Consider the following 12,562-nt stretch of genomic DNA (forward strand, 5'->3'; position numbering starts at 1 on the left):
GCCCTGCACCGGGCAGTCGTTTCGAAGCCACAGGCCATGCACAAGGCTTTGCCCTGGAAGGTTTGGGTCTGTTGTGGGCGGGTTCAGCAGACGACACGCTGACCGCCCTGACGCACGCCCAAGGCAGTGCCGGGCCGGGCGGGGCCGCCTGGTTGATCAACGCGGGGGGCAATGACCGGTATGAGCTGGCCAACACGCGCGTGGTGCAGGCGTCGTCGCAATTGCCCGAGCGCAATGCCTCCATGGGGCAAGGTGCGGGCCGGGGCTGGCGTGGCCGCAGTGGCGATCCGGATGTGCCCGGCGGTATGGGCCTGCTGGTGGACTTGGCAGGCGATGACCATTACACGGCGCAGGTGTTTGCGCAGGGGGTGGGCTTTCAGCAGGGCTTGGGTGTGCTGATCGATGCCGGTGGCCGCAACCGGCACGAGGCCGCTTGGTACGCCCTGGGCGCTGCCGCTCACCAGGCGGCGGGGGTGTTTTGGGCCAGCGGGCAGGGCGATGATGAGTACAGCCTGAGCCACGCCAGTGGCTTGGGGGCCGCTACCGACCGGTCGCTGGGGTGGTTTGAGGATGCCTCGGCTTGTGACATCGCAACGGGTGCGGATTTCAGCCGGGGCGCGACGGCAGGGCAAAGCCACGCCCGGTTTGTGGTTCGCGGCCCTGAGGCGTGTGATCAGTTACGCAGGCCGTAGAAAAAGGCCCCATCTGTGCGGGCACCGTTGAGTCCCAATACAAACATGCGCTGGTTGTTGGGGTCCAGGTAGGCCACGCCCGAGAGGGTGTTGCCACGGCGGCCGCAGTTGTTGCCTGTGATGGTCAGGTTCAGGGCAAACACGTTTTGGCCATTGGGGTGTGGGCTGATGCTGCCGCTGGCGCTGCAAACGGGTTGTGGCAGTTCGATGGTCCCGTTGGCGGAGATGGTCAGTGTGCTGTTGTTGGGTGGGCTGAAGCTGCTGCTGCCGCGGCCCGAATAGGTGCCTGCGAGAGAGGCCACACTGATGGGGTTTTGCAGGTTGGTGGCGAAACTCAGGTCAAGGCGTTGCGCGCCACGGTTGATCAGCATGGATTTTTCTGCAGTTGCGTTGCCCGTGAGGTTGGCGTTGCTCATGGTGGTGCTGCTGAAGACAAAGTCATTCAAGAAGCCGCTGACTTTGCCGCCATCACTTTTCATGTCCCCGTAAAGTGCGCCAATGATGCTTGTTCCTGTCTCATAAAGCCCAAAGGTCTCACCTGTGTTGAGCACGACCACGCGGGTGTTGTAGTTGGTGGCGTATGGGCCTTGCCATGTGCCCACTGTGGGTCCGGGGTTGCCGCTGCCCCCAGCTGGGTTTGTGGTGCCGGTGGTCGATGCGGTGCTTGATCCGCCACCCCCACCGCAAGCGGTCAACGAAAAAACCAGCAAAGCAGACAAGCTGGCAGCTATAAAAGTACGGAGTTTCATGTGAATCCTTGGTTATTTGTAGTGTGTTGAGAAGATGGTTGGCCCGTTGGATGTTTAAGTGATACTGTTGTTGATATTATATTTATTGATATTATCGTAATAATCAACAGATTGTCGACGGATGACCTCGAAAGTTCTGGGCTGAGCGCACACTGTTGAGTGCTTTTCTTGAAGTTTCCGAGTGCAGCGTGTCGCTGTGTAAAAGGTCTTGAAAACTTTTATGAAAGTCTTGATGTGAACCTGTTGTTTGCGACTTCTGTAGCCCTGTTGCTTGCCGCCTGTGGGGGCGGTGGCAATGTCGGCTCGGTGGCTGTCCTGGCTCAAGATGGGTCTGTGGTGTCAGCGCCCGCTGGTGCCGCCACGCCCAAGCCGGTGTTGCCCACCTCGTACCAAAACTTCAAAGCCGTGGGCTTGACGCCTCAGGATTTGCCAGCAGGTCGAACAGGGGTGGGGGTGGTGCGTGCGTATGCTGATTTTTCTGGGCAAGGGCGGCTGGATCTGTTCACCGCTTCTTTGACCTATGACCCCCGCCGACCTGTGCAAAATGCCACGCCCAGCCGACTGGAGTTTTGGCGCAAGCAAGCCGATGGGAGTTTCGAGCGCGATGAGGTGATGTTGTCATCGGCTCTGGGCTGTATTCACCCCCGCCGAGCCATTGTGGCTGACTTCAATGCCGACCAGCGACCGGATGTGTTTTTGGCCTGCCATGGGTACGACGCAGACCCTTATCCTGGAGAGCGCAATTGGGTGGTGCTGAGTCAAGCCAATGGACGCTACCTGGTCAAGCCTGCGGGTGCGGATGTGGGGTTTTTCCATTCGGCCTCGGCGGCTGATTTGAACGGCGATGGCCTGCCCGATGTGGTGGTGACAAACAGCTCGGATGCGGCGGTGGTCTATGCCTTGATCAACAAGGGTAACGGTGTTTTTGAAAGAGAATCTCGCGCCCGTTTTCCGGCGAGTTTGAGAGAAAAAGGGCTCTATACCGTGGAGCTGCTGGACGTCAATGAAGACGGTCGTTTGGATGTGGCGGTGGGGGGGCATGAGTGGGGCGGCACCACCACCACGCTGCTCATCAACCCCGGAGACAACCAGTTCGCTCAAGTGGCACCGATCACATTGCCTGCGGTGGCTGGCGAGAGCGTGGTGCTGGATTTTGCAGTCACAGGCACGGGGGCATCACGCAGCTTGTGGGCTTTGCGCACATCGGGTGGCGATGGGACGTTCTATCAAAGCAGGACGATTCAGAAAATCACTTGGCCTGGATTGGTGTCCACGACGCCCTGGCTTCAGCGCAATGCGCCCTGGTTTGCTTGGCTGATTCCTGCCGTGGTCAATGGGCGCGCCGTGATGACCTCGGAGGATGCGTCGGTGGGGGTCAGCGTGCCTCAGTGAGCCGGCTGGAGGATGGCCATGCCCGGACGCTGGCGTTGTGGGGGTGTGTAACCTGAGCCCGATGGACGGGTTGACATTTGGGTCGTGGCCGCCGAACGCGCTGCGACCAGATTGCTGGCTGGGCAAGAGCCCGTTTCCATGTGGGTCAGAGCGGCTTTGAGTTGTGCCTCTTGGGCGTCACCGCGTGCGTGGTCGAGATCGTCTGGCACGGTGCAGGTGGGCGTGAAGCCGTTGGCAAAGTCGCTTTCGCCGCGTGCGTTGACCCCCCGGAATTCGATGGGGTAGTAGGCTGTGCCGCAGTTGTCTTGCCGGGCCATGCCGTAAGGTTTGCCGCAAGTGGTGTCACCGATGATGTGGACGGTGACACCCACGCCCCGCAGCCCGTTGATCAGGCTTTCGCTGGCCGAACAGGTGGTGCCGGTGGTGAGCACATAGACGCGTTGGAGGGGGAGTTGCGGCAGTGCTGTGCCAGCTTTAAAGAAGGCGTTGTTGTCGACGTACTGCAGCTGGGGCGACATGCGAAGCACGGCATCTTGGTAGCTGGTGGCGAGCTTTGCGTTGGGTTGGAGTCGGACAAACACGGGGCGCGTGGCCAAAGTGGGTGAGGGGGTCAACATGGAGGCCAGTGTGCCGGCAATGTAGAGGTAGCCGCCGCTGTTGTAACGCATGTCCAGCACCAGGTCTGAAACACCCGCTTGGGCCATTTGCTGGAAGGCGCTGATGAGCTGGTCTTGGGCGTTGCCGTAATGGGCTTCAAAGGCGATGTACCCGATTTGGCGTTTGTTGGCGGTGATCTGGAGCGCAGGGCCAACCGGGTCTTCGAAGATGGGGGCTGGGCGCAGGTCGGCACGCAGCAGCAGGCCGTTTCTCAAAAAACTGAAGTCGTAATAGAGGGGTTGTACGGATGCGCTGTACAGGTTGGTGTTGATGCGGCCGAACAGTGTGTCGCCTCTGCGAAGGCCAGCGTTTTGCGCTGGGGAGTTGGTTTCGACGCGGGCAATGCGCCAAAGCGGATCTGACTTGGTGCCAGTGTTGACCCAATGGATGCCGACATCGAAGGTTTCAGCGGTTTCCCGGGCGTCGGCTTCGTCGCTGGTGCTGCTGAAGCTGAATCGGTCGATTGAAGGGGGCGCGAGGATGGCGCTGAAGTAGTCAGCCGGTGTGTCGTAGGCGAAGGCATCGCGCCGCTGGATCTGGTCTGGCCAGAGATAAACCTCGTCGAGGTAAGAGCGGATGAATTTCTTTTCCTGGGTAGCGGTGCACTGGCCAGTCAGGCTGGAGGCGCTGGCAAAAGGCGCATCAAAATAACCCGGGCCTGAGGCAGCTTGCTCGCCACTGCTGGAGCCGCTGGAGCCGCCGCAGCCTTGCAGAACCAAGACGAAAAACGTGCAAGTGGCCAGAAGGCGTCTTGGCGAAAGTGGGCGATGGTCCATGAAGGCAAATGTGGCACAGCTTGTGCCTGGTTTGGAATAAATTTTTTTGAGCTGCCATGAGCTTGCACTGAAGTGCAGGGGCAGCTTAGCGGCCTAAGGAGCCCAATGCCTCTGTTGCTCTGAGGAGCGTGTTGCTGGTGTTGGGTGAGTCATGGAGTGTGGCGCGTACGTTCGTTGATGTGCGTCGGGCTGTTACGGGTGTTGTCCCCCCGTACATGCTGAAGTCGCGGATCCAGAAGTTGGTCTTGTAGCCTTTTAACTCGTTGGGTTTGTCAGCAACAGGCTCCATGAAATAAGCGACACCCGTCACGCTGCCAAATTTGAGAAACATATATTCTTGCAGTTCGGCACTGTAGCTTGCGGCATAACTGTCAAAGCTATTGCTTTCAGTGGCGGGGATGGTGCAAGGTGCAGGGGACTTGGGGTCGTCCATGCGCAGCATGTTGTCGCGGTGCAGAGAAAAGCGTGTGCCGTCAATATCCCAAATGCCATGGAGAGAGGACGTTGAGTCGCAGGCATGGTTGGCAGCTGCGTAAGGCCCAGCGTCTGTGATGACAAAGGACTGTTTGGAAGTAACCCATTCGAGGATCGCTTTTTCTCCAGTTTGGGGAAAGTCCGAGACCAGGATTTTTTTGCTCTTGCCTTGGGCGTACACCTCGCCTGAAGATCGGGTGGATTTGAAACTGCGGGTTTCGATAAGTTGCCCGTCGGCATACATGCTCAAGCTGTGTGTGCCAGGTGCCAGCAGGTTGAAGTTGAAAAGCAGTGAAAAACCTGTGTCGGTGCGTCCGCACAGCTGCTGGGTATCGCCGCGATCTGTCCCCGCCCCGGCTTTGCCTATGCTGTTGCCATTGATTCGAAAGCTGATGTCACGTGAGGAGCAGTGGAATCCGGAGATGACGCCAATACCGGATTCTGTGCCCAAATTGGGTGGGTTTTCAATAAAGCCTTGAGCCCATGCTGCAGGTGTTAAGAATGCAATGAAAAGCGCTTTGGCAAGGGAGTTTCGAATGGGCCGGTCTGGAAAAAATGAATACTAAGTACATAAATATTAGCATGAGATTCATTTTTCCAGACCTCCTTTTGGGGGCGTGGTGCGTTATCAGGGGTTGGATTGACGATTGGCTCTTCAGGGTACTGCCGCGACCACCTTGAGCAACAAAGTCACCAATTTGCTGTCGGCTGCGGCGTTGCTCACGACCAGGGTGATGACATAGTCGCCAATCTCGGTGGGGGTGAAACTGGCTTTGGCGGCGGCCTCGGAGGCGATGGCGGCAGTGTTGGCCGACGGTGCGGTGGTCAGTCGCCATTTGTACGTCAATGCAGCTTTGGCAGGGTCTGTGGACTTGCTGGCATCCAGGGTCAGCACAGTACCCAAGGGGATGTTTCCTGTGATAGGTGTGGTGCCGTCGGTCAACTGGGCAATGGCCACAGGTGCATCCATGGCGGTGATGGTGATGAAAGCGTAGTCGCTGTTGGCGGTGCCGTCGTTGACGACCAAGCTGGCCACGTAGTTACCTGCCGTCGATACCTGCAGCGTGGGTTTGGCGATGGAGGTGCTGGACAGCGTCTCGCTGGATCCTGTGGGCTGGCTGATCAGGACCCATGTGTAGGTCAAGGGGTCGCGATCGGGATCGGAGCTGGCGCCTCCGTCGAGGGTGATGGTTTTGCCCGCAGCCACTGGCGCTACGGCGCCAATGCGCGCCGTGGGGGTAGAGTTCACAGCCGATGCGGTGACGGTAACCGTGGCGAAATTGCTGATCTGCGAGCCGTCGGACACGATGAGGCTGGCCACATAACTGCCAGCTTTGTCTGCTTTGAAGGTGGGGCGTACGGCGCTGGTGGAGGACAGGGCCGCAGTGCTGCCGCTGGGAATCGATTCTAATTTCCAAGTGTAGACGAGTGGGTCGCGGTTGGCGTCTGAGCTAAAGCTGCCATCGAGCTCGACATTGTCTTCGCTGCTGACACGAACGCTCTGGTTCCGGCCTGCGTTGGCAACGGGGGCAGCATTTTGCTCGGCCGTCGTGATGGTGATAAATGCCAGGGCGCTGCTTTTGCCGCCGTCGTTGACGACCAATTGGGCCACGTAAACGCCAGCTTTGTCGGCGACAAAAGTGGGCAAGGACGCCGTATTGGAAGAAAGCGCCGCTGTACTGCCTGTCGGTTTGTTGCGCAATGTCCAAAGGTAGGTGAGGGGTTTGCCGTCGGGGTCACGGCTGTTGCTGCCGTCGAGCGTGACGGTGGAGCCCACCAGCACGCTTTGATCGGCACCGGCCACGGCCAAAGGAGCGGCGTCTGGACTGCTTTTGTCACACAAACCGGATCCGCCAATGGCACCGCCAAAGCCGGCGGAACAACCGCCCCCTCCGCCCCCACAGGCGGACAGCAAGGAGATGGAGAACGTCAGGAAAATGAGTCTGAGTTTGGGCATAGCAGTCGCCGTTTCAACGGCAAGAAGGGTAATGAATGTTGACGACCGAGTTGTAGGCAAAACCTGCACCCGTGACCATATCGACGCCTGCACCGATCAGGCCACCAAATACAAGATTGCCTGCGACCATGGGGTTGGGCGTTGAAGGGACATGGGCCACACCTTCCGCAAAATAAGGACTTTTGCAGCTGATGGTCAAACTGTAGCGGTCTTTTTGCACCACGATGTTGGCGGGGCTGAAAAAGGGCCAGCTGCCTTTGGAATTGGACGCCACACAGGAGGCGGGAATGGTTTGTTGCCCACAGTACGTGGTGACCCGCATGTCTTGGCTGTCTCCGGTGAGCACGCTGGCGCAGCCGCTGAGCAAGGAAGCGGTCAATAACAACAGTGCGGTTTTAAAGGGGGACATAGGCCATCCTGCGGATCTTTGTGAAGCGGTCATTCATGATTCGGCAGCTCGGCCCTTTTCTTGAATGAGATGCGCCTACGCCCGATCGCCCACGGGGTGGGCGCCTACGAAAACGGGGCCTGTCCTTGCAGGAGCGCACCCTGTGCGCGATGGTTGTTAAAAAGGGGTGTCACGCCCGAGCTCCGATCGCTTGTGAATAAACGCGGGCGGATGGGGGTCAGCTTCTGGACTTCAAAACTTTGTAAACCGCCAGTACTTTGCGAACGTAATGCTGGGTTTCGCGGAAGTTGGGGATTTGGTGACCCGCGCGGCTGACAGCGCCTTGGCCGGCGTTGTAGGCGGCCAGTACCAGGTCGATGCGGTCCGGGTAGAGGCGAAACAGGTCAGCCAGCAATCGGGTGCCGACCTGGATGTTGACGTCGGGCACCTTGAGTTTTTGGGTCACCGAGACGCCGGGTTCAGAGCGCACGCCGTACTGGGCGGCGGTGGCCGGCATGATTTGCATCAGGCCCACAGCGCCTTTGTGCGAGATGGCGTTCGGATTGAAGGCGGATTCGGTGGCGGTGACGGCTTTGACCAGGGCGTAGTCCAGCCCATGGGTTTGGGCAGCGGCCATGAGTTGGGCCTGGGTGTCTTTGTAGCTGGCTTGGGACTCAACGAAGTTCAGCGTGCGAAGGGCTTGGTCTTCGGGCAAGGGACCCAAATCTGCTGGGCCACGGTTGGCGGGTTTGGGGTCAGCTGCAATGATCAGCAAACCCTGTGCCACGGGTTCGTTGGTGAAGTGGGTAACCCCTTGGTCGTCGACGTATTTCCAGACCTGTGCCGACGCGGGGGCGGCCAACAACAAGCCCAGCGCCAAGGCTGCGCTGCTGAGGCTCAGCAGGCAACGGATTGCGCGCAACCCGATGATCGATTCAAAGCACTTCACAATTATCATTAAACTAAGTGTTTACCGTCTACGCTCTGACATGTTCCATTCATCCACACACAAAAGCACATGGGTTTATGTGCTGGCGCTCTTGGCGTGCTTGTTGGCTTTGTACGCCACGGGCTTCAAAAACCAGCTGGTGTTTGACGATGCCAGGTTGAGCGATGGCACCATTTGGGGCCAATACGGCAGCTTGCTGGAGCTGCGCGTGCGCTCTTTGTCTTATGGCAGTTTTGTCTGGATCCAGTCGATTTTAGGCGAAAGCTGGCCGGTGCAGCGCATGTTCAACCTGGCGCTACATGGGGCCACGGCTTTGGCGCTGGGGGTGTTGGTGCATGAGTTGCTCAAAAGCACCACCTGGAGCGAGCATTTGCGCAACAGCCCCGATGCGGCGGATTCGCTGCGCACGGCCAGCCAGATGGCGGCGGCCATTTGGGCATTTCACCCGGTGGCGGTTTATGGGGTGGCATACCTGATTCAGCGCTCAATCCTGATGGCCACTTTGTTCGTGGTTCTGGCGTGCTTGTGCTTGGTTTGGGGTATGAAGCAGCGGCGCTGGGCCTGGTATGTGGCAGCGGCCTTGATGTATGTGTTGGCGCTGGCCTCCAAAGAGTACGCGATCAGTGCTTTGCTCTTGGTGCCACCGCTGTATATTTTTGTGCGTCGCCCGGGTGTCAAGCAGGCCTTGGCCATCAGCGTGGGGGCCTTGGCCTTGATGGGCGGGTCAGCGCTTTTGTTGCTGCAGGTGTACGGCAGCATTGTGGGGGTGGTGTTCGATGAAACCTCCCGGGCTTTCGCGGCGCAGCTCGAGCAGATCCAGCCGGGCATCAGCAAAGACCTGTTTGCCTTGAGCATCTGGAACCAGGCCAGCCTGTTTTGGCGCTATGGCATGACCTGGTGGATCCCTTTGCCCGGCTTCATGGCGGTGGATATTCGCCCGCAGTTTCCGTTGGGCTTTTGGGGTGTTGAGGCCCTGGGGGCGGTGGCTTATGTGCTGGCCATGTTGGGTTGTGCCGTGGTGGTCTTGCGCCGCAGCGACGCTTGGGCGCTGGCGGCTTTGGCGGTTTTGCTGCCAGGCTTGATGTTTGTCACTGAGTTCACCACCGTCTGGATTCAGGACCCTTTTGTGCTGTACCGCAGCTATTTGTGGTCCATCACGGTGCCTTTGTTGATCGCCATCCCTTTGGTCTATGCGCAGCGCAAAGTCCAGATCATCACGGCTGTGATGGTGTGTCTGGTGCTGGCTGTGTTGAGTTGGGGCCGCATCGACAGTTTTTACAACGCACGCAGTGTCTGGGCCGACGCGGTGGCCAAGATTGACACCAAGGCGCCGGCCCAGGCCGTGGGCCGCTGGCGTCCGTTTTTGAACCAGGGCGCAGATTCTCTGGAGCGCGGCGACTATGTGGAGGCGACGCGCTTGTTCAGCTCTGCCGTGAATCTGGGTGAGCCTTTGGGTTCGGCCCGAATGAACCTGGGTGTGGCCTTGCAGCAGCAAAAGCAGCACCAGGCAGCCCTGGACCAATGGGTGCAGGCCGAGCGCCAGGGCTTCACCGAGGCGGCACTTTATTACCACCGGGGCGAGTCGTACTTTGCCCTCCGGAATTTTGAACAAGCACAGAACAGTTTTAGCCAGGCTTTGACCAAGCCCCAGGCTCCTGAAGCGGCGTTTTTCACGCGGGTGCGACGCGCCGAAGCGGCCGTGGCCCAAAAGGATTTCGCCACCGCCATTGCCGACTACAAAGTCATTGTGGCCGCGCAACCTGATGCGCAGCGCTACCTGATTGGTTTGGTCATGGCCCACAATGGCCAAAAGGACTATGCCAGTGCCTTGAGCTTGCTCAACCAGGCCTTGGCCAAACGCCCGACTCCTGGGGCGCACTATGCGCGAGCGCTGACCTATTTCAACATGGGCAACCGGGCCGCCAGTGTGCAAGACCTGAACATCGCCTTGAGCGCTGAACCGAATAACCCCGCTTACCGCCACCTGGAACGCCAGCTGTCGGGTGCTGCTCCCAAGGCCCAACCCTGATGCCCGCTTTGCAAATCACCACCTCGCTGCTGGGCCTGGGCTTGGCGGCCCTGATTTTTGTGCTGCTCAGGCGCGATCATCTCTACATCCACCACGGTTTGTTCTGGATTGTGGTGGCAGCATTGGGCGCATTGCTGGGCTTGTGGCCCGGTTTGATTGACAGTGCTGCGCGGCTGGTGGGCATCAGCTATGCCCCTGCCGCGCTGCTGCTGGGGGCGGTGGTGGTGTTGTTCATCAAGGCGCTTTATGCGGACATGATGCAGACTCGTCTGGAGCGGCAATTGCGCCGTTTGAACCAACGCATTGCCATGCTGGAGTTGGGCAACGCCCGGCAAGAGCCAGTGGCGGGTGCATCGGCGGTGGCGGCTGTGACTGGGGAGGGCTCCGGCAGCCCCCCTCAAGCCGACCCCATGCGCTGAAACAGCCCACCCGGCAGCCGTCCGACCTGGCCCATCAATTCCAGCTCCAGAAGTTGCGCCTGCAGTTGCGCTGTGGGCCAGCCGCAGCGCGCTTGCAGGGCGTCCAGCCCGACCGGGTCGTGGCCCATGGCGCGCAGCAGGGCGCGTTCGGGGTCGTGGGCTGACGGCGCATCTTCTTGCGTTGGCGCTGGCAGGTCCAGCGCCTGTTGCGCGTCGGGCGCGGGCAGGCGAAGTTCTTCCAGCACATCTTGCGCCGACTCCACCAGTTTGGCCCCCTGTTTGATGAGCGCGTGGCAGCCTTTGGCTTGCGCCGAATGGATGGAGCCGGGGATGGCCATCACGTCGCGGCCTTGCTCCAGGGCTTGTTTGGCGGTGATGAGCGAGCCCGATTGCAGCGCAGCCTCGACCACCAACGTGGCCTGCGACAGGCCGGAGATCAGGCGGTTGCGGCGCGGAAAGTTGGGCGACAGCGGCGGGGTGCCCAGCGGGTATTCGCTCAGGATCAGCCCGTTTTGCGCAATGCGGTGCGCCAGCTCGCGGTGCTGGCGCGGGTACACCCGGTCCAGCCCGGTGCCCACCACGGCGATGGTGGCCAGTTGTCCTTTTGTTGCGCCCTGCAGTGCACCTTCATGGGCCGCACCATCCACCCCCAGCGCCAAGCCCGAGACCACGGTCAGCCCGCTGGCGGCCAGGCTGCAGGCAAAGGCGCGGGCGTTCTCTGCGCCTTGGGGTGTGGGGTTGCGGCTGCCCACCATGGCCAGAGCTTGATCGGCCCGCAAGGTCGCCAGCTGGGCCGTCTGGCCCATGGCATAGAGCATCAGCGGCGGGTCGGGAATGTCGAGCAGGGGGGCGGGGTAGTCGGCATCGCCCAGGGTGATCACGCAGCGGCCCGGGCCGTTGGCGGCTTGTAGCCAGTCCAGGGTGCCCAGTGTGAGGTCGGTGCAGCCATCGGGCATGAGGCGCAGCGTCTGCGCTTGTTTGGCGTTGACCACTTGGCACAAGGCGGTCTCGGTTTGCGCAAATATGGCCTGAGGCTCGCCAAACGCTGCCAGCAGCCTCCGGGCGCTTTCGGGGCCCACGCCGGGCGTGAGCACCAGCCGCAACCACGCGCCCAGTTCCTCGGGTGTGTTGACCATCTTGCCTCCCTGTGCAGCCTGATGGGCTGTCGAATGCCTGTTGTGCCCAGCATTGTGGTTCAAAGCCCGGTTTGCGCCAAGTCCATAAAATCACGCCATGCAGAGCCCTTCCCCATCCCCCACCGCGCACATGCGCCTGTGTATCCTCGAAAACGACGATCTGGATCCGCCCTTGGCTCAGCGTTACACGCGGGTGGCGGCGATGTTCGAGCATTTGTTTGCACAAGCGGGCTACCAGGGCCGCATCGACACTTTCAGTGCGCGTCACGGGCACTACCCGGCCAGTTTTGAGGCCTATGACGCGGTGCTCTTGACCGGTAGCCGCGCCGACTCTTTTTCGGACGAAGCTTGGGTGGTGGCTTTGCGTGAGCAGGTGACGCGTTTGCTGCAGGACCAGCACAAGTTGCTGGGCGTGTGTTTCGGCCACCAGCTGATTGCGCATTGCCTGGGTGCGCCCGTGCAGCGGGCACCCCGGGGGTGGCGGGTTGGGCGGCAGGCCTATGACTGGCTGGGTGCGCCCGAACACCTGGGGCTGGCAGCTGGGCAAGCGCCCCAAGGGCCCCAAGTAACCCAATTTGCCTTGCTGGCCAGCCACCAGGACCAGGTGCTGGCCTTGCCGCCTGGGGCCACTTTGCTCGCCACGCAGCCCGACTGCCCGGTGGCGGCCTATGCGCTGGGGGACCAGGTGTTTTGCATCCAGCCCCACCCGGAGTTCACACCCGAGGTGTCGGCCTTTTTGCTGAACAAGCGAAAAAGCATGCTGGGGGAGCCGCTGTACGCGCAAAGCATCGGCAGTCTGAGCGAGCCCCACGACGGCCTGGCGCTGGCGCGTTTCATGATCCGTTTCGTGCAATACGGACTCTCGAAGTGAGCCTGGCAGGCTTCGGGCCGAAATGACCGAAAATACCTGTATTGCATTTGAGCTTTTTCCATTCGAGCTTTTG

At 60.3% G+C, this 12,562-nt stretch carries 12 protein-coding genes; 5 read left to right on the plus strand and 7 right to left on the minus strand.

The genetic code is table 11. The features are described 5' to 3' along the window. Positions 1–692 (plus strand): hypothetical protein (locus QZ190_RS07255; protein ID WP_291915109.1); only part of this gene is annotated, 692 nt, incomplete at its 5' end. Here QZ190_RS07255 and QZ190_RS07260 read toward each other — a convergent pair. Further along, positions 674–1,441 (minus strand): hypothetical protein, encoded by a 768-nt coding sequence (locus QZ190_RS07260; RefSeq protein WP_291915110.1) that lies wholly within the window; start codon positions 1,439–1,441, stop codon positions 674–676. The two genes, QZ190_RS07255 and QZ190_RS07260, sit on opposite strands and share 19 nt — an antisense overlap. Before the next feature lie 234 nt (positions 1,442–1,675). Here QZ190_RS07260 and QZ190_RS07265 point away from each other — a divergent pair, with 234 nt between their 5' ends. Further along, on the plus strand, positions 1,676–2,833 hold the full coding sequence (locus tag QZ190_RS07265; protein WP_291915111.1) for a VCBS repeat-containing protein: 1,158 nt from the start codon (positions 1,676–1,678) through the stop codon (positions 2,831–2,833). On the opposite strand, the gene QZ190_RS07270 is transcribed toward QZ190_RS07265, so the two are convergent. The 5 genes from QZ190_RS07270 to QZ190_RS07290 all read right to left on the minus strand — a co-directional run bounded on the left by QZ190_RS07270 (position 2,827) and on the right by QZ190_RS07290 (position 8,007). Next, complete coding sequence (locus QZ190_RS07270; protein WP_291915112.1) at positions 2,827–4,209, minus strand: S41 family peptidase; 1,383 nt, start codon at positions 4,207–4,209, stop codon at positions 2,827–2,829. The two genes, QZ190_RS07265 and QZ190_RS07270, sit on opposite strands and share 7 nt — an antisense overlap. A gap of 142 nt (positions 4,210–4,351) precedes the next feature. Further along, positions 4,352–5,191, minus strand: a complete 840-nt coding sequence (locus QZ190_RS07275; protein WP_291915113.1) for a hypothetical protein — start codon at positions 5,189–5,191, stop codon at positions 4,352–4,354. Positions 5,192–5,395: 204 nt separating this feature from the next. Continuing rightward, positions 5,396–6,697: a PKD domain-containing protein gene (locus tag QZ190_RS07280; protein WP_291915114.1), complete on the minus strand. Its 1,302-nt coding sequence runs from the start codon at positions 6,695–6,697 to the stop codon at positions 5,396–5,398. Between the two features lie 13 nt (positions 6,698–6,710). Next, positions 6,711–7,106 (minus strand): hypothetical protein, encoded by a 396-nt coding sequence (locus tag QZ190_RS07285; protein WP_291915115.1) that lies wholly within the window; start codon positions 7,104–7,106, stop codon positions 6,711–6,713. A gap of 217 nt (positions 7,107–7,323) precedes the next feature. After that, positions 7,324–8,007 (minus strand): transglycosylase SLT domain-containing protein, encoded by a 684-nt coding sequence (locus tag QZ190_RS07290; protein WP_291915116.1) that lies wholly within the window; start codon positions 8,005–8,007, stop codon positions 7,324–7,326. A gap of 67 nt (positions 8,008–8,074) precedes the next feature. Here QZ190_RS07290 and QZ190_RS07295 point away from each other — a divergent pair, with 67 nt between their 5' ends. Both QZ190_RS07295 and QZ190_RS07300 read left to right on the plus strand, forming a co-directional pair. Then, complete coding sequence (locus tag QZ190_RS07295) at positions 8,075–10,063, plus strand: tetratricopeptide repeat protein (protein ID WP_291915117.1); 1,989 nt, start codon at positions 8,075–8,077, stop codon at positions 10,061–10,063. Continuing rightward, complete coding sequence (locus tag QZ190_RS07300; RefSeq protein WP_291915118.1) at positions 10,063–10,482, plus strand: DUF2304 domain-containing protein; 420 nt, start codon at positions 10,063–10,065, stop codon at positions 10,480–10,482. The genes QZ190_RS07295 and QZ190_RS07300 overlap by 1 nt, the downstream gene beginning before the upstream one ends. Here the strand turns inward: QZ190_RS07300 and dprA are convergent. Beyond that, the gene (gene dprA / locus QZ190_RS07305; protein WP_291915119.1) at positions 10,461–11,618 is read right to left on the minus strand and encodes a DNA-processing protein DprA; all 1,158 of its coding nucleotides are present in this window, start codon (positions 11,616–11,618) and stop codon (positions 10,461–10,463) included. The genes QZ190_RS07300 and dprA overlap by 22 nt on opposite strands. Positions 11,619–11,715: 97 nt before the next feature. On the opposite strand from dprA, the gene QZ190_RS07310 reads away from it, so the two are divergent. Then, positions 11,716–12,489 carry an amidotransferase gene (locus tag QZ190_RS07310; protein ID WP_291915120.1) on the plus strand — a complete coding sequence of 258 codons (774 nt, stop codon included), beginning with the start codon at positions 11,716–11,718 and terminating at the stop codon, positions 12,487–12,489. Positions 12,490–12,562 lie beyond the last annotated feature (73 nt).

It is taken from the genome of Limnohabitans sp., from assembly GCF_017848645.1.
GTDB lineage: Bacteria > Pseudomonadota > Gammaproteobacteria > Burkholderiales > Burkholderiaceae_C > Limnohabitans_A.